This window comes from Pseudomonas sp. RIT411, assembly GCF_003057735.2.
GTDB lineage: Bacteria > Pseudomonadota > Gammaproteobacteria > Pseudomonadales > Pseudomonadaceae > Chryseomonas > Chryseomonas oryzihabitans.
In genome coordinates this window covers 180142-201475 of sequence record NZ_QBIZ02000007.1, presented here as the reverse complement: position 1 = coordinate 201475, position 21334 = coordinate 180142, and the positions used below count along the sequence as shown (strand labels likewise).

The window sequence follows — 21334 nt, the reverse complement described above, 5'->3', positions numbered from 1 at the left end:
TAAGGACACTGAACGCCTCAGGGAGAAAACCATGGCGTTTTTCTTGGAAGTCTTGCTTGGCGGCCTGCTCGCCGGGGTGATGTATGCCCTGGTGGCGCTGGGCTTCGTGCTCATCTACCGCGCTTCGGGCGTCTTCAATTTCGCCCAGGGCGCCATGCTGCTGTTCGCCGCCCTGACCTACGTCAGCCTGGTGGAGCGCGGCCTGCCCGGCTGGCTGGCGCTGCTGGTCACGCTGGGCGTCATGATCCTGCTGGCGGTGGTGGTGGAGCGCACGGTGCTGCGGCCGCTGGTGAATCGCTCGCCGCTGGTGCTGTTCATGGCCACCCTGGGCCTGGCCTATTTCATCGAGGGCGCCGCCCAGGCGCTGTGGGGCGCCCAGGTGCACGGCCTGGACCTGGGTATCGAGGACCGTCCGCTGGAGCTGGGCGAGCTGCTGCTGTCGAGCTTCGACCTGTTTGCCGCGGCGGTGGCGGCGGTGCTGGTGATCGGACTGTCGCTGCTGTTCGAGCGCACCCGCCTGGGCATCTCGCTGCGCGCCGTGGCCGATGATCCCCTGGCGGCCCAGGCGGTGGGTATCCGTCTGCCGCGCATCTGGGCGCTGGTCTGGGCGGTGGCCGGTTGCGTCGGCCTGGTGGCGGGCCTGCTCTGGGGCGCACGGCTGGGGGTGCAGTTCTCGCTGTCGCTGATCGTGCTCAAGGCGCTGCCGGTGTTGATCATCGGCGGCTTCTCCTCGGTCACCGGGGCCATCGTCGGCGGCCTGCTGATCGGCGCCAGCGAAAAACTCGCCGAGGTCTATCTCGGCCCTCTAATCGGCGGTGGTCTGGAGAACTGGTTTCCCTATGCCTTCGCCCTGGTATTCCTGCTGATTCGACCGGTTGGCCTGTTCGGCGAACCCGTGGTCGAGCGCGTCTAGAGGACCTTCCATGAGCACTTCCCTCGACGCCCTGACGGCGCGTCCGCTGGCCTCCCGTGCACCCGCTGTGCGACCCGCGCGCCTGGCGTTGGCCGCCTTCCTGATGCTGGCTTTTGGCGTGCTGCCCTGGGTCGGCAGCGACTATCTGTTCAATGCCCTGCTGATTCCCTTCCTGGTACTGGCCCTGGCCGGGCTAGGACTGAACCTGCTCACCGGCTATGCCGGGCAGCTGTCGCTGGGTTCGGCCGCCTTCATGGCGGTCGGCGCCTTCGCCACCTACAACCTGCAGGTACGCATGGGCTGGCCCCTGCCGCTGTGCCTGTTCGCCGGCGGCCTGCTGGCGGCCCTGGTGTCCCTGCTGTTCGGCCTGCCCAGCCTGAGGATCCGTGGCTTCTACCTGATCGTCTCCAGCCTGGCGGCGCAGTTCTTCGTCCTCTGGGCCCTGACCCGCTTCGACTGGTTTTCCCATGGCAGCGCCTCGGGGGTGATCAGTGCGCCGCCGCTGGTGCTGCTGGGCCAGGATTTCGGCGGGCCGCTGGGTCGCTACCTGGCCACCCTGCTAGTGGTCCTGGTGCTGTTCGCCTTCGCCGCGCGACTGGTGCACGGCGAACTCGGCCGTACCTGGATGGCGGTGCGCGACCGGGAAACCGCCGCTGCGGTGATGGGCCTGTCGGTGGTGCGGGCCAAGCTGCTGGCCTTCGCCCTGAGCGGCTTCTACCTCGGCATCGCCGGGGCGCTCTGGGCCTTTACCTACCTGGGCACCGTGGAGCCCCACGGCTTCGACTTGAGTCGCTCCTTCCAGATCCTCTTCATCGTCATCCTCGGCGGACTCGGCAGCCTGGCCGGCAGCCTCTATGGCGCGGCCTTCATGGTGCTGTTTCCGCTGCTGCTCTCCAACCTGGCCGGCTGGCTACCCGCCGACCTCATCGCCGCCGGCCAGCTGGAGAACCTGCAGAAGATGGCCTTCGGCGCCCTGATCATCCTGGTGCTGATCAAGGAACCCGAGGGCCTGACCCGCCTCGCCACCCGCGGCTGGCAACGCCTGCACCGCGCCTGATCCCCTTCGCCGGCGGCCAGGCTCGCCGGCCCAACACCCCCACAAGGAAAGTCCCCATGTGCAAACGTCATCTGCTCGGCAGCCTCGTCCTGGCCCTGGGCCTCACCTCCCTCGGCCCGGTCCAGGCCGCCGGCGAGCAATACTTCCCGCTGCAGAGCTATCGCGTCGGCCCCTATGCCGCCGGCGGCACCGGCTTCTTCGGTGGCTTCATCGACTACATGAAATACGTCAACGCCAACGGCGGCGTGAATGGCGTCAAGCTGGTATGGAGCGAATGCGAAACCGAATACATCGTCGAGAAGGGCGTGGAGTGCTACGAGCGCCTGAAGAACGGCCATGACGGCGCGCCCGCCGCTGCCACCAATCCGCTGTCGGTGGGCATCGCCTATGCCACCCTGGAACGCTCCACCGCCGATCACCTGCCGCTGATCACCATCAACCACGGCCGTACCGATTCCACCGATGGCAGCGTCTTCCCCTATGTTTTCCCGCTGCAGCTCAATCCCTATTCGGAGGTCTCGGCCATCCTCAACTGGATAGGCCAGCAGGGCGGTGGTGTCGACAGCCTCAAGGGCAAGAAGATCGTCACCCTCTACCACGGCTCGCCCTACGGCAAGGAGACCAACGAGGTCCTGCAGAAACTGGCGGATCGCTATGGCTTCGAGCTGACCCTGCTGGAGGTGCCGCACCCGGGTAACGAGCAGCAGTCCCAGTGGCTCAACATCCGCCGCCTCAAGCCCGACTGGGTGATCCTGCGTGGCTGGGGGGTGATGAACCCGGTGGCTATCAAGACCGCGCAGAAAGTCGGCTTCCCGGTTGACCACATCATCGGCAACATCTGGAGCAACTCCGAGGAAGACGTGCGTCCGGCTGGCGCGGCGGCCAAGGGCTTCCTGGCCATCACCACCCACCCTTCGGGCACCGCCTTCCCGGTGCTGCAGGGCATCGAACGCGACGTGGTGGCCAAGGGGCAGAGCGACCTGGCCGATCCCAAGCGTTTCGGCACCGTCTACTACAACCTCGGCGTGGTCAACGGCATCCTCAATGTCGAGGCCTTGCGCCTGGCCCAGGCCAAGTATGGCGACAAGCCCCTCAGCGGCGAGCAGGTGCGCTGGGGCTTCGAACACCTGAAGCTGGACGACGCCCGCCTGCAGGCCCTGGGCGCCAAGGGGCTGGTGCAGCCGCTCACGCTTTCCTGCGCCGACCACGAAGGCGGCGGCGCCATCCGCATCCAGCAGTGGGATGGCGAGAGGTGGCAACTGGTGAGCGACTGGGTGCAGGCCGATCGCGCCTTCCTGCGACCGATCATCGAGGCCTCGGCCCGGCAGTACGCCAAGGAAAAGGGCATAACCCCCCGTGATTGCAGCAAGGAGAGCTGACCCATGACGACCACCCCCTTGTTGGCGGTCGAAGCCATCGAAGTCCGTTACGACGGCGCCATCCTCGCCGTCGATGGTGTCAGCCTGGAGGTCGGCCAGGGCCAGATCGTGGCCTTGCTGGGCGCCAATGGCGCCGGCAAGAGCACCACCCTCAAGGCCCTCTCGGGGCTGCTCGGCGCCGCTCGCGGCGCCCTGGTCCGCGGCGCCATCCGCTACGAGGGGCGGGACCTCGCGGGCCAGTCGGCCGATGCCCGGGTCCGTGCCGGACTGGTCCAGGTGCTGGAAGGGCGCCACTGTTTCGGGCGACTCAGCGTGGAGGAAAATCTGCTTAGCGGCGGTTTCGTCCGCCGCCTCGGGCGCGCCGCGCAGCGTGAGGAACTGGAGCGCATCTATGCCTGGTTTCCCCGCCTGGCCGGCAAGCGCCGGCAGCTGGCGGGTCTGACCTCGGGCGGCGAGCAGCAGATGATCGCCCTGGGTCGTGCACTCATGGCGCGGCCCCGCCTGCTGCTGCTGGACGAACCCTCCATGGGCCTGGCGCCGCTGCTGGTTGAGGAGATCTTCGCAAGCGTCGCCCGGCTCAACCGCGAGGAGGGCCTGAGCGTGCTGATGGCCGAGCAGAACAGCGCCATCGCCCTCGACTACGCCCACCAGGCTTTCGTGCTGGAAAGCGGGCGGGTGGTGCAGTCCGGCGTGCCCGGCATGGGTCTGACGCACGAGACGGTGCAGGCGGCCTACCTGGGGGTGGGCTAAGCTCCCGGAACGACCAGGGAGCCCACGCCATGAACAAGACCTCCTACAACGCCATCGCCGACAGCTTTCGCCAGGCCCGCGTCAGCCTCAGGGACGACGAGCGTCGCTACCTGGAGGTGCTCCTGGAAAAGCTCGAACCCGGCGCCACCCTGCTCGATCTGGGCTGCGGCACCGGCACGCCGGTCGCCGCCGCCATCCTCGCCCAGGGGCATCGCGTGCTCGGGGTCGATCAGGCGGCCGCCATGCTGGCCCATGCGCGGCGGGAATTTCCCAAGCAGCGCTGGATCGAGGCGCGGCTGGAAACCTATGCCTGCGCCGAACCCTACCAGGGCGCGCTGCTGTGGGATGCGCTGTTCCATCTGGAGCGCCGCTGGCACGCGACGCTCCTGGCGCGGGTGATCGCCGGGCCTCCGCAAGGGGGACGGCTGATGCTGACGGCGGGCGGCTCGGCGGCGGATGCCTTCGTCGATACGATGTTCGACCAGCCGTTCTTCTATGACTCCCATCCGCCTGAGGAACTGCGCGCCCTGCTGCTGGGGCAGGGCGTGCGCATCCTCATCGACGAATTCATGGACCTGCCCGACGGCGGCCGCAACCGTGGACGCTGCGCCTTCGTCGTGGAGAAGCTCTGACGGTCTCCAGGTGGGGTTCTCGCTAAAGGCGCAGGGCGCGGATCACTCCTTCCAGCCCGGCTGGTAGAGGGTGCCGTGGGCCTGGTCCAGGGCGGCGCGGACCTTGGGTGAGTGCTGATAGAGGTCGATCAGCTTGGCCAGGCGCGGATCGTCCCTGTTGTCCGGACGGGCGACGAACTGGATGACGTACTCGGGGTGGTCGAGGCCATCGAAGAGCAGGGCCTGGTTGGGATCTATGGTCTTGGCCAGGCGCAGGTAGTGCGGATAGCCCTGAGCCACGTCGACGTCGTCCAGCGAGCGGGCCAGCTGCACGGCCTCCGGTTCGACGATCTGGATGTCGCGCGGATTGCCGGTGATGTCCGCCAGGGTGGCGTGGTAGCCGACGCCGGGCTTGAGGCTGATGAAGCCGGCCTTCTCCAGCAGCAACAGGCCACGGCCGCCGTTGATGGCATCGTTGGCGATGGCCACCCGTGCGCCCTTGGGGACCTCGGCCAGGGTGCGGTACTTCTTCGAATAGAGCCCGACGTTGTTGATGATCCCCGGCGCCACCGCCACCAGGTCATAGCCGGCGGTGCGCTTGGCGTTTTCCAGGAAGGGGATGTGCTGGTAGTAGTTGGCGTCGATGTCGTGGTTGGCGAGGCTGGTGTTGGGAGCGATCCAGTCGCTGAATTCGACGATCTCCACGTCCACCCCGGCGGCCTTGGCCTCCTGCACCGCGACTTCCAGTGGCGGGGCGAAGGCGGCGGTGGTGCCGATCTTGAGCGGCGCGGCCAAGGCTGCGGTGCTGAAGAGGCCGAGGGCGAAGAGCAGGGGCTTGAGGCGGGTCATGGGGCGTCCTTGAAGGGTCAGTCCTGGCGGAAACGGCTGCCGAAATGGCGGGTGTCGAGGTGGTCGCCACGGCCGAACAGCTTGTGTCTGAAGCTGCCGTCGGCATAGGCGGTCTTGTAGCGACCCCGGCTCTGCAACTCCGGGATCACCAGGTCGATGAAGTCGCCGTAGCACTCGGGGGTGACGGTGCGGGCCAGGTTGAAGCCGTCCAGCCCGGTTTCGTCGATCCAGCCGAGCAGGGCATCGGCCACCTGCCCGGGATCGCCGACCAGGGCGGTGTAGCGGCCACCGAGGGCGTGCTGCTCCAGCAGCTTGCGGCGGGTCCAGCCGGCGTCCTTGGCCACCAGGCGCTTGAGCGCCGATTCGATGGCCTCGGTCCGTTGCGGACGGATGGGTTCGTCGAGGCCATAGGCGGCGAGGTCTATGCCCACCGAGGCCGAATGGTGGGCGACCCCGGCCTCGGGGCTGGCGTAGTGCAAGTATTCGGCGTGCTTGTCGCGGGCTTCGGCAGCGGTGGGGGCGACGATCACCGTGAGGCCCATGAACAGCTTGACGTCATCCGCGCGGCGGCCGGCGGCCACTGCCGCGCCCCGCACTCGCTCGACCTGGGCGCGGGTGGCGGCCTGGTCCTGCCCGGAGATGAACACGCATTCGGCATGGCGCCCGGCAAAGGCCAGGCCGCGGTCCGAGGAGCCGGCCTGGAACAGCACCGGGGTGCGTTGACGCGAGGGCTCGCAGAGGTGATAGCCCTCGACATCGAAGAATTCGCCATGGTGCGCGACCTTGCGCACCCGCTCCGGGCGGGCATAGATCCGCTGGACACGATCCCGGACCACCGCATCATCGGCCCAGCTGCCTTCGAGCAGCTTGTAGAGCACTTCCAGGTATTCGTCGGCCTGGTCGTAGCGGCGGTCGTGGGCAATCTGTTTGTCCAGGCCCATGGCGCGGGCGGCGCTGTCCAGGTAGCCGGTGACGATGTTCCAACCGACGCGGCCTTCGCTCAGGTGATCCAGGGTGGAAAGGCGGCGGGCGAAGGGATAGGGCGGCTCGTAGGTGAGGTTGGCGGTGAGGCCGAAACCCAGGTGCCGGGTACTGGCGGCCATGGCCGAGACCAGCAGGAAGGGGTCGTTGACCGGCAGCTGGATGGATTCGCGCAGGGTCAGGTCGACATTGCCGCCGTAGACGTCGTAGACGCCCAGGATGTCGGCGATGAACAGCCCATCGAACAGGCCGCGCTCCAGCAGCTGGGCCAGCTCGGTCCAGTAGCCGAGGGTGTGGTAGCGGCTGGAGGTGTCACGCGGATGCGTCCAGAGGCCATGGTTGATATGGCCCACGGTGTTCATGTTGAAGGCGTTGAGCAGCACCTGCTTGGCGGGAGCGGTCATGGGGCGGGCGCCCCCATGGGGAGAAGAGTCCGGAGCACAGCCATGGGATCCTCGGGTTCAAGGCGAAAGGAGAGATCCGGTGGTCCGGTGGTTATACGTTAGCTTCCAGATAGACCAGGCTTTAAATAGCCTTTCGGAATAACGTTAGGGCCGTCGCGGCAGGGCGCTCGCCTCTAACCAAATTCCAAATCGGTATTAATCTGACCTTTGCTTATTCCTTATCGTGGCGGCCATTCATTCGCTGCTCGCTGAGGCATCCATGGCCGCTATCCGCTGTTCGTTTCGCGCAGGTCTCCGCCGGGAGCTGCTCGCCCTGGGTCTGCTGGGCCTCGCCTGCGCCGCCCAGGCCGATACCAGCCTGCGTATCGGCTACCAGAAATCCTCCACCCTGCTGGTGCTGCTCAAGGAGCAGGGCACCCTGGAGCGGGATCTGGCAGCCCAGGGCATCACCGTCAGCTGGCACGAGTTCTCCAGCGGCCTGCCGCTGCTGGAATCCCTCAACATCGGCAACGTGGATCTCTCCGCCGACGTCGCCGACACCGTACCGGTGTTTGCCCAGGCGGCGGGCGCCAAGCTCACCTACTTCGCCCGGGAAACGCCATCGCCCCAGGCCCAGGCCATCCTGGTTCCGGAGGGCTCGCCGCTGCAGACCCTCGCCGATCTCAAGGGCAAGCGCATCGCCGTGACCAAGGCCGCCGGTAGCCACTACCTGCTGATCGCCGCCCTGCAAAAGGCAGGGCTGACCTTCGCCGACATCCAGCCGGCCTATCTCACCCCGGCGGACGGTCGCGCCGCCCTGGAGAATGGCAGGGTGGATGCCTGGGTGACCTGGGAGCCCTTCGTCGCCAGCGCCCAGCGCCAGCAGCACGTCCGCATCCTCGCCTCGGGCGAGGGCCTGGCCAGCTACCAGCGCTACTACCTGGCCGCCACGCCCTATGCCCAGGCTCATCCCGAGGTGCTGGGCCTGGTGTTCGCCGAGCTGCAGCGCACGGGGCAGTGGGTGAAGCAACACCCCGCCGAGGCGGCACGGATTCTTGGTCCGCAGTGGGGTCGCCTGGACGAGGCTACCGTCGAGCTGGCCAACCGCCGCCGCACCTACGATGTCCAGCCGGTCAGCCGCGCCGCCCTCGGCGAGCAGCAGCGCATCGCCGATGCCTTCCAGGCGGCCAAGCTGCTACCCACTGCCGTGGACGCCAGCGCCGTGGACCTCTGGACCCCTAGCGCCCCCCTGACCTCCCGCTAGTCGACAAGGAACTCGAGATGCACAAGACCACGCTACGCTGGGCCGCCGGCCTGGCCCTGCTCGGCAGCGCGCTGCTGGCGCAGGCCGCACCGCCCAAGGAAGTCCGCCTGGACTACGCCTACTACGCCCCCACCAGCCTGGTGCTCAAGGAGCAGGGCCTGCTGGAAAAGCGCCTTGGCGAGCAGGGCATCGCCGTGCGCTGGGTGTTTAGCCAGGGCAGCAATCGCTCGCTGGAATACCTCAACAGCGGCAGCACCGATTTCGCCTCCACCGCGGGGCTCGCAGCGCTGCTCAGCCGCGCCAATGGCGCCCCGATCGAAACCCTCTATCTCGCCAGTCGCCCGGAATGGACCGCGCTGGTGGTGCCCAAGGATTCGCCGCTCAAGTCCCTGGCCGATCTCAAGGGCAAGAAGATCGCCGCGACCAAGGGCACCGATCCCTATCTGTTCCTGCTGCGCAGCCTGCGCGAGGCAGGCTTGAAGAAAGGCGACGTGGACATCGTCCATCTCCAGCACCCGGACGGTCGCGCCGCCCTGGAGCGCGGCCAGGTGGATGCCTGGGCCGGGCTCGATCCGCACATGGCCGCCAGCGAATTGCAGGCGGGCTCGCGCCTGCTCTATCGCAATCTCGACTTCAACAGCTATGGCGTGCTGAGCACCACCGAGGCCTTCGCCAAGGCCCAGCCGGAGCTGGTCAAGGCGGTGCTGGGCGCCTATGAGGACGCGCGCCACTGGACCCTGGCCCATCCCCAGGAGACCGCCGAGTTGCTGGCCAAGGCGTCCGGCCTGCCGCTGGAAGTCGCCCAGCGCCAGCTCGCCCGTACCGATTTCAGCCAGCCGCTGCCCGGTCCGCAATTCGTCGCCGCGCTCAAGGGCGCCGCGCCGCTGCTGGCTGAGGAAGGTCTGGTACGCCCTGGCGTGGACGCTGTCGCGGCGGTCGATGCCCTGGTCCAGCCCGCGCTGGCCCAGGCGGTGATCAAGGCCGAACCCGCCGTGGCCAAGGCGACCGCGCCGTGAGTGATGAACTGACCCAGGCCGCGCCGCTGGTCCAGGCCGCCCGACCCGCCCGCGGCGCGGGTGGCCGCTGGCGCGGCGCCGTGCTGCCCCTGGGGCTGGTGGTGACGTTGGAAGCGGTGGTGCGCCTGGGCTGGCTGCCGGCTTACCAGATGCCACCGCCGAGCGAGGTGCTGCGGACCCTGTGGCTGCTGGGGGAAGGGGAGTTGTGGCGGCACCTGGCGGCCAGTCTGGCGCGGGTCGCCAGTGGCTTCGCCCTGGGCGCGGGTCTGGCGCTGCTGATCGGCGCCTGGGTCGGGCTGTCGCGCCGCGCCGAGGCCTATCTCGATCCGCTGTTCCAGGCGCTGCGCGCCATTCCCAGCCTGGCCTGGGTGCCCCTGCTGCTGCTCTGGCTGGGTATCGATGAAACGCCCAAGATCGTGCTGATCGCCCTGGGTGCCTTCTTTCCACTGTACCTGGCGCTGGTCAGCGGCATCCGCGACGTCGATCGCCGCCTGGTGGAAGTGGGGCGCCTCTATCGCCTGTCACGCCCGGCGCTGATCCGCCGCATCCTGCTGCCGGCCGCCTTGCCCAGTCTGTTCACCGGCCTGCGCGGAGCCCTGAGCATGAGCTGGATGTTCCTGGTGGCCGCCGAATTGATCGCCGCCACCGCCGGCCTCGGCTACCTGCTCAGCGACGGTCGGGAGACCTCGCGACCGGACGTGGTCATCGCCGCCATCCTGGTGCTGGCGGTGCTCGGCAAGCTCAGTGACGAATTGCTGCTGCGCCTGGAACGCCGGGCGCTGGCCTGGCGCGATACCTACCAGGGTGGCCAGTGATGAGCGAACCCCTGCTGTCTCTCGAACGCATCGGCAAGACCTTTGCCGGGCGCCGGGTGCTGGAAGGCGTCGACCTGACCCTGGCCGCCGGCGAGGTGGTCAGCCTGCTGGGTGCCAGTGGCTGCGGCAAGAGCACCCTGCTGCGCATCGCCGCCGGGCTGGACGACGCCTTCAGCGGCCACATGACCCTGGCCGCGGCCAGCCAGGGCGGCGGCGTGGTGTTCCAGGAGCCGCGGCTGATGCCCTGGCTGGACGTGGCCGCCAACGTCGGTTTCGCCGACGGCGCGCGCTTCGATCGTGCCTGGACGGCGCAGTTGCTCAGTGACGTCGGGCTGGAGGGGCAGGGCGCCTTGCTGCCCAAGCAACTCTCCGGCGGCATGGCCCAGCGGGTCGCCATCGCCCGCGGACTCTATGGTCGCCCACGGCTGCTGTTGCTCGACGAGCCGTTCAGCGCGGTGGACGCCTTCACCCGCTGGCAGTTGCAGGACCTGGTGCTGCGCCTGGTCGCCCGGTATCACATCGGCGTGCTGCTGGTGACGCACGACCTGGACGAGGCCTTCTACCTGGGCGACCGCGTCCTGGTCCTGGGCGGCGCGCCCTCCCGCGTGCAGCGCCGCTTCGCCGTGGCGGCGCCCCATCCGCGTGAAAGGCGAGCCCCCGCCTTGCTGGCCCAGGCCGCCGAGGCCTATGGGGAATTGCAGCGGCTCAGGGTGTGAGGCAACGAGCACGGAAGGGTCGACGAAGGCGTGCGCAATCGCCCGCGAGCGGGCAGTATCGGATGGCCGCGGCGAGCCCCAGCCGCACCCCGACAGTCGACCCCTCCAAGGAGCTTCCATGAGCCCATCCGCAGCGGTATTGGCCGAACTGGCCCCCCAGGGCGTTCTTCGCACCGCGATCAACTACGGCAATCCGGTGCTGGCACAACGCGGCGCCGATGGCGAGCCGGCCGGCGTCTCGGTGGCCTTGGCCCGGGCGCTGGCCGAGCGCCTGGGCGTGCCGGTGCAGTTCACGACCCATGACGCCGCCGGCAAGGTCTTTGCCGCGCTGCAGGAAGACGCCTGGGACCTGGCTTTTCTCGCCATCGAACCGGTACGCGCGGCGCAGATCGCCTTCAGCGAACCCTATGTCATCATCGAGGGCACCTACCTGCTGCGCGCGGACGATCCGGCCCAGGGCGTGGCCGAGCTGGACCAGGCCGGGCGCCGCATCGCCGTGGGGCAGGGCGCGGCCTATGACCTCTATCTCAGTCGCACCCTGACCCAGGCGGAGCTGGTGCGAGCGCCCACCTCGCCAGCGGCCATCGACTGGTTCGTCGATCAGCGCCTGGACGCCGCCGCCGGGGTGCGCCAACCCCTGGAAGCCTATGCCGCGGCTCATCCGGGCTATCGGGTGCTGGCCGACAGCTTCACCGAGATCCGCCAGGCCATGGCCGTACCCAAGGGGCGCGCCGCCGCAGCGGCCTTCGCGCAGGACTTTCTCGATGAGCAACTGCGCAGCGGCCTGGTAGCCCGCGCGCTGGCGGCCAGCGGGCAGGGCGACGTGCGGATCGGCGCGCCCTCGACGGGCGGCTGAAGGGCCGCCCGGCGCCAGGCGGAATCGATCCGCGGCGCCGTTTCGTCGGCTGGATGACAGCTTGGGGCGCTATTCTTGGCGCCGCGGCAGGGGCCCGATGAAATCATCGACGGCTCCTGCTGCCCAATGCCTGTCCCAGCACCCTTAGCTTCGAGGTCGATCTTGCTCGCCACCCTGTCCGATCCCGCCTTTCTCACCGGTCTCCTGCAGATCGTCATCATCGATATCCTGCTCGGCGGCGACAACGCCGTGGTGATCGCCCTGGCCTGCCGGCGCCTGCCGGATGCGCAACGACGCAAGGCCATTCTCGGCGGTGTCGCCGGCGCCGTGATCCTGCGCATCCTGCTGCTGTTCGTCGCCAGCTATGTGCTGGGCTGGCCGCTGCTCAAGGTGGTCGGAGGCGTGCTGCTGCTGTGGATCGGCATCAAGTTGCTGATGCCCGAAGAGGACGAGGCCAACGTCAAGGCCGGTACCACCCTGGGCCAGGCCATCTGGATCATCATGGTGGCCGACGTGGTGATGAGCCTGGACAACGTCATCGCCGTGGCGGGCGCCGCCCAGGGGCACCTGGGCCTGGCCATCGCCGGGGTGCTCATCAGCATTCCCATCATCATCTTCGGCAGCCAGCTCATCCTGAAGCTCATGGAAAGGTTTCGCTGGCTGGTGGTGGCCGGCGCGGCGCTGCTGGGCTGGATCGCCGGCAAGCTGATCGCCAGCGACGAACTGCTGCAGGGCTGGCTGGGCTTTGCCGATGTGCACTGGGTACCCTATGTGGCAGGGGCGGTCGGCGCGGTCTTCGTGCTGGCGGTGGGTCAGTTGCTGGCGCGGCGCGCCGTCACGGCTTGAGCTTCGCCAGCTGCCCTGGACCCGCTCCATGGCAGCTCCCAAGTGACGGCGCACCTGAGCTGCGCCGTCACTGCATATCGTTAGTCAAATTCCGTCTTTACCAAAAGTTATAACAGCTCATTAGCCTATAACGCTTTCGGATGGCCAGTCGGCACGGAGCGGGATGATGAGCAGGGTAGGGAAGGGCTTGGCGGTGATCGCCGCGGTGGTGGGTGCCCTGGGCTTCGCAGGCGGTGCCGCCGCCGAGGGCAGGATCAGCATCGCCCAGCAATTCGGCATCGGCTATCTGATCCTCGACGTGGTGCGCGATCGGCAGTTGATCGAAAAGCACGGCAAGGCCGCCGGCCTGGACATCCAGGTGGACTGGAACAGCATCTCCGGCGCCACCGCCATGAACGAGGCGCTGCTGGCCGGCTCGCTGGACGTGGTCTCCGCCGGGGTGCCGCCGATGCTGACCGTCTGGGATCGCACCCGCGGACGGCAGAACGTCAAGGCCATCGCCGCCCTGGGCGCCATGCCCAACTACCTGCTGAGCAATCGCGCCGAGGTCAGGTCGATCAAGGATCTGACCGACCAGGACCGCATCGCCGTGCCGGCGGCGGGCGTGGGCTTCCAGTCGCGCACCCTGCAGATCGAAACGGCCAAGGTCTTCGGCGACGCCCAGTTCAGGAAATTCGATGCCATCAGCGTGAGTCTGCCGCACCCCGATGCCAGTGCCGCCCTGATGGCGGGCGGCGCGGAGATCACCACCCACTTCTCCAGCCCGCCATTCCAGTACCAGGCGCTGGAGAATCCCCGGGTCCACCGCATCCTCAGCAGCTACGACGTCCTCGGCGGACCGGGCACCTTCAACGTGCTCTACACCACCGAGAAATTCCACGACGAGAATCCCAAGACCTACCGCGCCTTCTACGACGCCCTGGTGGAAGCCGCGGCCTTCATCCGCGCCAACAAGGCGGCCGCGGCCGAGGCCTATATCCGCGTGGAGAACTCCAAGCTGCCGCTGGCCCTGGTGCAGCGCATCGTCGAAGACCCGGAGATCGACTTCACCGTCGAACCACAGCGCACCTTCGTCTACGCCCAGAAGCTGCATGAGCTGGGCGTGCTGAAACACCAGGCTGCCTCCTGGCAGGACTACTTCTTCCCCGAAGCCCACGAGCGTCCCGGCAGCTGAGCTGGACCACCAAGGAGAAAACTCCAATGACTCTCGCATCCCCCCGTCCGGCCGCCGGCCAGACTTTCGAGATCCGTCCCTTCGGCAACCTGGGTGCCGAGATCCTCGGCATCGATCTGGCCCGGCCGCTCAATGCCGACGACTTCGCCCGCGTCCATCGCGCCCACCTGGACCACCATGTGGTGGTGTTTCGCGACCAGCGCATCACCCCCGAGGAGCAGATCGCCTTCAGTCGGCGCTTCGGCGAGTTGCAGATCCATGTGCTCAAGCAATTCCACCTGGCCGGCCACCCGGAGATCCTCATCGTCTCCAACATCGTCGAAGACGGTCAGCCGATCGGCCTGGGCGACGCCGGCAAGTTCTGGCACTCGGATCTCTCCTACAAGGAGCTGCCGAGCCTGGGTTCCATGCTGCATGCCCAGGAGTTGCCGGAGGAGGGCGGCGATACGATCTTCGCCAACATGCACCTGGCCTACGACACCCTGCCGGAGGCGCTCAAGCGCCAGCTCGACGGTCTGCAGGCCGAGCATTCCTACACCGCCACCTATGCCAAGCCCAAGTTCGAGGGCAACTGGCGGCCGACCCTGACCGCCGCGCAATTGGCCGAGGTCAAGGCGGTGGTGCATCCGGTGGTGCGCACCCATCCGGAGAACGGCCGCAAGGCGCTGTTCGTCAGCGAGGGCTTCACCACCCATATCGTCGGCCTGCCGGAAGACGAGAGTCGCGAGCTGCTGGCCGAGCTGTACGCCCACAGCGTCAAGCCCGAGCACCTCTATCGCCACCAGTGGCAGCCCGATGATCTGGTGTTCTGGGACAATCGCTCGCTGCTGCATCTGGCGGCCGGCTGCCCCAACCATATGAGGCGCAAGCTGTATCGCACCACCATCCAGGGCGATGCGCCTTTCTGAGGGAGGAGACGACCATGAACGCTCCTCTCGCTTCCCGCCCACACCTGACCCTGGCGCAGACCCAGCCGTTGCTGCAGGTGCAGGATCTCGACCTCGAATACCGCACCCGCGAGCGCCGGGTGCGGGCCACCCACCAGGTGTCCTTCGAGGTGCATGGCGCCGACCGTTTCGTCCTGCTCGGCCCGTCCGGCTGCGGCAAGTCCAGTCTGCTCAAGTCGGTGGCGGGCTTTCTGCCGCCGCTGCATGGCGAGATCCGTCTGGAAGGCCAGCCGATCAAGGGCCCGGGACCGGATCGCATCGTGGTGTTCCAGGAATTCGATCAGCTGCCACCGTGGAAGACGGTGCTGGAGAACACCATGTTCCCGCTGCTCGCCAGTCGCCAGGCCAGTCGTGGCGAGGCGCGCGAGCGGGCGCTGCACTACCTGGACAAGGTCGGCCTGGCGCGCTTCGTCGATGCCTATCCGCATCATCTTTCCGGCGGCATGAAGCAGCGGGTGGCCATCGCGCGCGCCCTGGCCATGCAGCCCAAGATCCTGCTGATGGACGAACCCTTCGCCGCCCTGGACGCCCTGACCCGGCGCAAGATGCAGGAAGAATTGCTGGCGCTCTGGGACGAGGTGCGCTTCACCCTGCTGTTCGTCACCCATTCCATCGAAGAGGCGCTGGTGGTGGGTAATCGCATCCTGCTCCTGTCGCCCCATCCGGGCAGGGTCCGCGCGGAACTCAACTGCCACCAGTTCGGCCTCGAGGACTTCGGCGGCGCCGAATTCCAGAGCACCGCACTGCGCATCCACAACCTGCTGTTCCCCGACGACGTCCAGACCCTGCCACCGGAGGTCGCCGACGAGCGCCTGCGCCTGCAGCAGGCCATCGTCCAGGGCCGCATTTCCTACTAGTTTCGAGGTAGACCCATGACTCGACAGCCCCCGGTGCGGGCCGAATACCAACGGGACCTCGCGCCCCTCGACGATTTGCCGCTGGCGGTCGAGCTACCCCTGGCGACGCGCCTGTGGAGCCAGGCCTGGCTGCGCAAGCTGGTGATCCTGGCGATCCTGATGCTGGCCTGGGAAGTGGCCGCCCGCTGGCAGGGCAACGACCTGCTGCTGCCCAGCTTCCTGCAGACCGCCGCGGCCTTCTGGGATGGCCTGGCGACCGGCGAGTTGCCGGCCAAGGTCGCCATCTCCCTCGGCACCCTGCTCAAGGGCTATCTGCTGGGCGTGGTCCTGGCCCTGGCGCTGAGCGCCCTGGCCGTCTCCACCCAGTTCGGTCGCGACCTGCTCGGCACCCTGACCTCGATGTTCAATCCGCTGCCGGCCATCGCCCTGCTGCCCCTGGCGTTGCTCTGGTTCGGCCTCGGCGAGAACAGCCTGGTGTTCGTGCTGGTGCATTCGGTGCTCTGGCCCATGGCGCTCAACACCTATTCGGGTTTTCTCGGCGTCTCCGACACCCTGCGCATGGCAGGGCGCAACTATGGCCTCAAGGGCCTGAGGTACGTCGGGCTGATCCTCATCCCGGCGGCGCTGCCGGCCATCGTCTCGGGCCTGAAGATCGGCTGGGCCTTCGCCTGGCGCACCCTGATCGCCGCCGAGCTGGTGTTCGGCGCCTCCAGCGGCAAGGGCGGCCTGGGCTGGTACATCTTCCAGAATCGCAACGAGCTCTACACCGACCGCGTCTTCGCCGGCCTGGCCGCGGTGATCATCATCGGCCTGCTGGTGGAGGGCCTGGTCTTCGCCACTCTGGAACGGCTGACGGTGAAGAAGTGGGGCATGCAGCGGTAGGGTCTGGCGCCTTTTTGTTGGGCTTCGCTGCGTTCAACCCGACCTACGGAATAGCACCTAGGTTGGGTGGAGAAGGCTCCACCGTCGAGGCCCAACAGGCCACCGACTTTGCCCCGGGAGCAGCAGCATTCAACCCTCACTCGGACCACCCCCTCTCCCCCTGGGAGAGGGCTGGGGTGAGGGCACCCTTCGCACCCGATCCCCAGTGGAAAAGGCTGCGCCGTTTTCCACGCTACGGTGCGGTCGCGGCCACATAAGGAAGCTCTGCGCTATCCACCTTAAATGCATGTAGTAAATAAAACTTGAATTAGGATATGCGCATAAGGAATTTCCTTCTTATGCCTTGCCTGCCTAAGGTGGACCCCAGCCAACGCCTTCCAAGAAGGCATCCCCTTACCTCGGCACGGGATTCACCACCATGAGCGTTCAATTCCTCGGCATGATCGGCCATCGCCTCACCTCCGAGATCATCGCCCCCTCCGGTCCCATCTTCGACAAAGGCTACGTCACCCGCTTCGCCCAGGCCCACGAGCAGGCTGGTTTCGACCGTATCCTGGTCGGCTACTGGTCCGATCAACCCGACGGCTTCCTCGTCACCGCCCTGGCGGGGCAGGCGACGCAGAAGCTCAAGTTCCTGCTGGCCCACCGGCCCGGCTTCGTCGCCCCGACGCTGGCAGCGCGCAAGCTGGCAACCCTCGACCATCTGCTCGACGGCCGCCTGGCGGTGCATATCATCAGCGGTGGCAGCGACGGGGAGCAGCGCAAGGACGGTGACTGGCTCGACCACGACCAGCGCTATGCCCGAACCGAGGAATTCCTCGACGTGGTGCGCCAGGAGTGGACCAGCACCCAGCCCTTCGACCACGAGGGCGAGCACTACCGGGTGGCGAAGGGCTTCTCCGCCATCAAGCCGCTGCAGCAGCCGAGCCTGCCGGTCTATTTCGGCGGCTCCTCGCCCGCCGCCCTGCGGGTGGCCGGCAAGCACGCCGATGTCTTCGCGCTGTGGGGCGAATCCCTGGCCCAGACCCGCGAGACCATCGCCGCGGTCCGCGCCGAAGCTGCACGCCACGGCCGTACCCCCAGGTTCAACGTCTCCTTCCGGGTGATCCTCGGCGACACCGAGGAGGCCGCCTGGGCCAAGGCCGAGGCCATCCGCCAACAGGCCAAGGCGCGCCTGGCCGCAGAAGGCGCCGTACATCCGGCCAAGCCGGAGGCGGTCGGGGCCCAGCGCCTGCGCGATACCGTGGCCTTGGGCGACCGGGTAGATCGCCGGCTCTGGACTGGCATCGCCGCCCTGGTCGGCGGTGGGCACAACTCCACCGCCCTGGTGGGCACCGCCGAGCAGGTGGCCGATGCCCTGCTGGACTACTACGACCTGGGCGTCGACAGCTTCCTGATCCGCGGCTTCGATCCGCTCAACGACGCCGTCGAATACGGTCGCGAGCTGATTCCCCTGACCCGGGAGAAGGTCGCCGCGCGCCTGGCCGGCGCTCGTCGCACCGGCTGACACTTTCTGACCAACCCACCGCGCGACCGTACCCACGGAGCGCTCCCGATACCCTCGAGGAGACGCCTTCGTGATCAAGGGATTGCTATTCGCCGCCGGCCTGCTGGCCGGCACCTCCGCCGGCCTGGCCCAGGCGGTCACCCTCACCATCGGTGACCAGTTCTACTACAGCAGCACCCTGCTGGAGCAGGCCGGCGAACTCAAGGATCTGCCGTACCAGATCGAGTGGAAGAGATTCAACGCCGGCGGGCCGGTGGTGGAGGCGCTCAACGTTGGCTCCATCGACTTGGGCATCGTCGGCGACACCCCGGTGATTGCCCTGGCGGCCCGCGGTGGCCCGGTCAAGGTAGTGGCGGTGACCCGCAACCGCCCGGACGGCACCGCCATCGTGGTCGGCAAGGATTCGCCGATCAAGACGGTGGCGGACCTGGCTGGCAAGCGCGTGGCCATCTGGAAGGGCTCCTGGAGCCAGCAACTGGTCTATTCGGCGCTGGAGCAGGCCGGCCTGCCCAGCGATGCGCCGCACTACAGCTACCTGATGCCCACCGAGGCGGTCGCCGCCGTAAGCCAGGGCACCCTGGATGCCACCGCGACCTGGGAGCCCTATGTCAGCATGGTGGAACGCCAGGGCGGACGGGTGCTGGTCACCGCCAAGGACCTGATGCCGGCGCCGGTCTATGTGGTGGCTAACACCGGCCACCTGGACGAGAACCGCGCCGCCATCGGCGATTTCGTCGCCCGTTTGCAGCGGGCGCGCAGTTGGGCGCGGGACCACGTCGACGTCTATGCCCAGGCCTGGGCCAGGCGCAACAACTCCGATCCGGCCATCGCCGAGAGCTGGTTCCGCCGCGACGCCACCTGGGTCGAGCCAATCAGCGCCCAGACCCTCGCCGACGGCCAGCAGACCGCCGATTTCCTGGTCAAGGCCGGAGTGTTGCAACAGCCCTACGACGTCAAGTCGCTCTATGACCAGAGCTTCAACCGCTATCTGCAGACGCCCCGGGAGGCCAGCCGATGAGCCGTCAACTGCACCTCGCCGGCTTCCTGCTGGCCGGCCCGGTCGTCCATAGCCATGCCGTCTGGCGCCATCCCGAGACCCAGGGCGACTTCCTCGACCCGGACTACTACGTGCGTGCGGTCAAGGCGCTGGAGGAAGGGCTGTTCGACTTCCTGTTCTTCGCCGACCGCCTGGCGGTGGGCGACCAGCTCGGCGGCTCGCGGGAGACCGCGCTGCGCCTGGGCGCCCAGGACGCCACCCGGCTCGACCCCTTGCCGCTGCTCTCCTACCTGGTGGCCCATACCCGTCGTCTTGGCCTGGGCTGCACCCGCTCCACCACCTACTACGAGCCGGCTCATGTGGCGCGGGCCTTCGCCACTCTGGATCACCTGTCCCGCGGGCGCGCGGCCTGGAACATCGTCACCTCGATGAACGACAGCGAGGGCCGGCTGTTCGGCAAGGAGCGTCACCTGGAGCACGATCTGCGCTACGACCGCGCCGACGAATTCGTCGAGGTGGCCGTCAAGCTGTGGCGCAGTTGGGGACCCGAGGCGCTGCGCCTGGATCGGGCCGCCGGCGTGCTGGCCGACCCCGCGCAGGTGCGCGCCCTCGATCACCAGGGCGACTGGTTCCGCGTGGAAGGGCCGCTCAATATCCCGCGCAGTCCCCAGGGGCGCCCGGTGCTGATCCAGGCCGGTTCCAGCGGCCGCGGCCGACGCTTCGGCGCGCGCTGGGCCGAGGCCATCTTCACCATCCAGCCCAATCTCGCCGCCATGCGTGCCTTTCGCGACGACGTCCGCCGCCAGGTGCTGGAGCAGGGGCGCTCGCCGGATGGCTGCAAGATCCTTACCTCGGTGATGCCCTTCATCGGCGGCAGCGAAGCCGAGGCCCGCGCCAAGCAGGAAAGACACAACGCCCTGGCGCAACCGGAAGTGGGGCTGATCACCCTCTGCTCCCAGCTCAACATCGACCTGTCGCGCTTCACCCTGGATACCGCCCTGGGCGAGGTGGTCGAGGTCGCCGACCTGCCGCCGCCCGCTGCCGAGAAGCTGCTGGCGCTGGGGTCGCGCACCACCCTGGCCGAATTGGGTCGCAGCTACGCCGCCAGCGTCCGCGTACCGCAACTGGTGGGTACCGGTGCCCAGATCGCCGACCAGCTGGCCGAGCTGTTCGAAGCCGGTGGCTGCGACGGCTTCGTGATTTCCCCCGGCTACCTGCCGGGTTCCTTCGTCGAATTCAGCGAAAGCGTGGTGCCGCACCTGCAGCGTCGCGGGCTGTTCCGGCGCCAGTACCAGGGCTCGACCCTGAGAGATCACCTGGGCCTCGGCCCACTGGAGGACTAGATGAGCACATCCAAGGATGCCGAGGGCTGGCTGACGCTGGCCCGCGAGATCGGCGCGGAGTTCGCCGCCCGGGTGGTGGCCGACGAGCGCGACCGCATTCGTCCCGATGCCCAGCTGCAACGACTCAAGGACAGCGGCCTGACCAACCTGGTCATACCTGTGCGGCTCGGAGGTGCCGGCCAGCTCTGGTCGCTGGCCATGCGCGTGCTGCGCGAGATCGCCGCCGGCGACGGCTCGGTGGGCCTGCTCTTTGGCTATCACCTGCTCAATACCGTGAACCTGCGCCGCGAGCCCCAGCCGCGGCGTGACCGTCTGCTGGCGGAAATCGCCGAAGGCCGACTGTGGCTGGCCGGGGTGGTCAATCCACGGGATGACGACATCCTCGCCACGCCGAGTGCTGATGGCGGCTATCGTCTGACCGGGCGCAAGGGCTTCTGCAGCGGCGCCGCCTTCGCCGATCGGCTCACCATCAGCGCCCGCGATCGAGAGAGCGGGGCGCGCCTGATGGTCACCCTGCCGGCGGACCGGCCGGGACTGGCCTATGCCGACGACTGGGACCACTTCGGCGTGGCCCGCAGCGACAGCGGCAGCTTCACCCTCGATGACGTCTGGGCCAGTGCCGAGGAGGTCCAGGTCTGCGACCTGGAAGACGCGGGCGACTTCGCCGCGGTGATCCGCACCCCGGTCAACCAGTCGGCCTTCACCCAGTACTACCTGGGCGCCGCCCAGGGCGCCCTGCGCGAGGCGCGGCGCTATCTGCACACCGAGGCGCGGCCCTGGGTGCATTCCCTCGCCGCCAGCGCCAGCGAGGACCAACTGGTGGTGAGCCAGGTGGGCGAACTCTGGATCGCCCAGCAGGGCGCCGTGGCCCTGGCCGATGTGGCCGCGCGGCAGGTGGACGCCTTGCTGGCCGCCGATGACGCCTTCACCGCCGAGCTGCGCGGCGAGACGGCAATCGCCGTGGCCAGCGCCAAGGTACTGGCCGCCCGTACCGCCCTCGATGTCACCACCCGGGTATTCGATGCCCTTGGCGCCCGCGCCACCCACAACCGCCTGGGCCTGGATCGCTTCTGGCGCGACGTGCGCACCCACAGCCTGCACGACCCCCTGGCCTACAAGGTGCTGGAGGTCGGGCGCTATGCGGTCAACGGCCAATATCCCGACATCCGCGCCTACACCTGAGGAATTTCC

Annotated in this window: 21 protein-coding genes; 19 read left to right on the top strand and 2 right to left on the bottom strand. The window is 68.0% G+C overall.

The features are described 5' to 3' along the window. Positions 1-31 precede the first annotated feature (31 nt). The 5 genes from DBY63_RS12910 to DBY63_RS12890 are packed head-to-tail and all read left to right on the top strand — an operon-like array spanning position 32 to position 4731. On the top strand, positions 32-913 hold the full coding sequence (locus DBY63_RS12910; protein ID WP_108582016.1) for a branched-chain amino acid ABC transporter permease: 882 nt from the start codon (positions 32-34) through the stop codon (positions 911-913). Between the two features lie 10 nt (positions 914-923). Further along, a complete protein-coding gene (locus tag DBY63_RS12905; protein ID WP_074584495.1) occupies positions 924-1970 on the top strand; it encodes a branched-chain amino acid ABC transporter permease in 1047 nt (348 codons plus the stop codon). Positions 1971-2026: 56 nt separating this feature from the next. Then, the gene (locus tag DBY63_RS12900; RefSeq protein ID WP_108582017.1) at positions 2027-3349 is read left to right on the top strand and encodes an ABC transporter substrate-binding protein; all 1323 of its coding nucleotides are present in this window, start codon (positions 2027-2029) and stop codon (positions 3347-3349) included. Positions 3350-3352: 3 nt separating this feature from the next. Continuing rightward, the gene (locus DBY63_RS12895) at positions 3353-4099 is read left to right on the top strand and encodes an ABC transporter ATP-binding protein (protein ID WP_027601189.1); all 747 of its coding nucleotides are present in this window, start codon (positions 3353-3355) and stop codon (positions 4097-4099) included. A 29-nt stretch (positions 4100-4128) separates the two neighbouring features. Then, positions 4129-4731, top strand: a complete 603-nt coding sequence (locus DBY63_RS12890; protein WP_108582018.1) for a class I SAM-dependent methyltransferase — start codon at positions 4129-4131, stop codon at positions 4729-4731. Between the two features lie 42 nt (positions 4732-4773). On the opposite strand, the gene DBY63_RS12885 is transcribed toward DBY63_RS12890, so the two are convergent. Beyond that, the gene (locus DBY63_RS12885) at positions 4774-5559 is read right to left on the bottom strand and encodes a MetQ/NlpA family ABC transporter substrate-binding protein (RefSeq protein WP_108582019.1); all 786 of its coding nucleotides are present in this window, start codon (positions 5557-5559) and stop codon (positions 4774-4776) included. 17 nt (positions 5560-5576) lie between these two features. After that, positions 5577-6944, bottom strand: a complete 1368-nt coding sequence (locus DBY63_RS12880; RefSeq protein ID WP_077173052.1) for an LLM class flavin-dependent oxidoreductase — start codon at positions 6942-6944, stop codon at positions 5577-5579. Positions 6945-7203: 259 nt separating this feature from the next. Here DBY63_RS12880 and DBY63_RS12875 point away from each other — a divergent pair, with 259 nt between their 5' ends. From DBY63_RS12875 to DBY63_RS12810, 14 genes are all read left to right on the top strand, one after another. Further along, on the top strand, positions 7204-8187 hold the full coding sequence (locus DBY63_RS12875) for an aliphatic sulfonate ABC transporter substrate-binding protein (protein WP_256594388.1): 984 nt from the start codon (positions 7204-7206) through the stop codon (positions 8185-8187). 17 nt (positions 8188-8204) lie between these two features. Further along, entirely contained in the window at positions 8205-9203 is a 999-nt protein-coding gene (locus tag DBY63_RS12870) for an aliphatic sulfonate ABC transporter substrate-binding protein (RefSeq protein ID WP_027601184.1), read from the top strand. 26 nt (positions 9204-9229) lie between these two features. Beyond that, positions 9230-10018, top strand: coding sequence for an ABC transporter permease (locus DBY63_RS12865; protein WP_042137849.1), 789 nt, complete (start codon positions 9230-9232; stop codon positions 10016-10018). Beyond that, on the top strand, positions 10018-10734 hold the full coding sequence (locus tag DBY63_RS12860) for an ABC transporter ATP-binding protein (RefSeq protein WP_108582020.1): 717 nt from the start codon (positions 10018-10020) through the stop codon (positions 10732-10734). Before DBY63_RS12865 ends, DBY63_RS12860 begins: the two co-directional genes overlap by 1 nt. A 118-nt stretch (positions 10735-10852) precedes the next feature. Continuing rightward, positions 10853-11590, top strand: a complete 738-nt coding sequence (locus tag DBY63_RS12855; protein WP_108582021.1) for an ABC transporter substrate-binding protein — start codon at positions 10853-10855, stop codon at positions 11588-11590. Positions 11591-11752: 162 nt separating this feature from the next. After that, positions 11753-12436, top strand: a complete 684-nt coding sequence (locus tag DBY63_RS12850; protein ID WP_108582022.1) for a TerC family protein — start codon at positions 11753-11755, stop codon at positions 12434-12436. Positions 12437-12602: 166 nt separating this feature from the next. After that, positions 12603-13610 (top strand): ABC transporter substrate-binding protein, encoded by a 1008-nt coding sequence (locus tag DBY63_RS12845; protein WP_223855428.1) that lies wholly within the window; start codon positions 12603-12605, stop codon positions 13608-13610. 26 nt (positions 13611-13636) lie between these two features. Next, a complete protein-coding gene (locus DBY63_RS12840; RefSeq protein ID WP_042137627.1) occupies positions 13637-14518 on the top strand; it encodes a TauD/TfdA family dioxygenase in 882 nt (293 codons plus the stop codon). A 14-nt stretch (positions 14519-14532) separates the two neighbouring features. Continuing rightward, positions 14533-15414 (top strand): ABC transporter ATP-binding protein, encoded by an 882-nt coding sequence (locus tag DBY63_RS12835; RefSeq protein WP_027601178.1) that lies wholly within the window; start codon positions 14533-14535, stop codon positions 15412-15414. A 15-nt stretch (positions 15415-15429) separates the two neighbouring features. Then, positions 15430-16296 carry an ABC transporter permease gene (locus DBY63_RS12830; RefSeq protein ID WP_027597761.1) on the top strand — a complete coding sequence of 289 codons (867 nt, stop codon included), beginning with the start codon at positions 15430-15432 and terminating at the stop codon, positions 16294-16296. A gap of 418 nt (positions 16297-16714) precedes the next feature. Beyond that, positions 16715-17803 carry an LLM class flavin-dependent oxidoreductase gene (locus DBY63_RS12825; protein ID WP_108582023.1) on the top strand — a complete coding sequence of 363 codons (1089 nt, stop codon included), beginning with the start codon at positions 16715-16717 and terminating at the stop codon, positions 17801-17803. 70 nt (positions 17804-17873) lie between these two features. Continuing rightward, a complete protein-coding gene (locus tag DBY63_RS12820) occupies positions 17874-18821 on the top strand; it encodes an ABC transporter substrate-binding protein (protein WP_108582024.1) in 948 nt (315 codons plus the stop codon). Next, a complete protein-coding gene (locus DBY63_RS12815) occupies positions 18818-20143 on the top strand; it encodes an LLM class flavin-dependent oxidoreductase (protein WP_108582025.1) in 1326 nt (441 codons plus the stop codon). Before DBY63_RS12820 ends, DBY63_RS12815 begins: the two co-directional genes overlap by 4 nt. Further along, the gene (locus tag DBY63_RS12810; protein ID WP_042136359.1) at positions 20144-21325 is read left to right on the top strand and encodes an acyl-CoA dehydrogenase family protein; all 1182 of its coding nucleotides are present in this window, start codon (positions 20144-20146) and stop codon (positions 21323-21325) included. It begins immediately after the preceding gene. Positions 21326-21334: the final 9 nt, after the last annotated feature.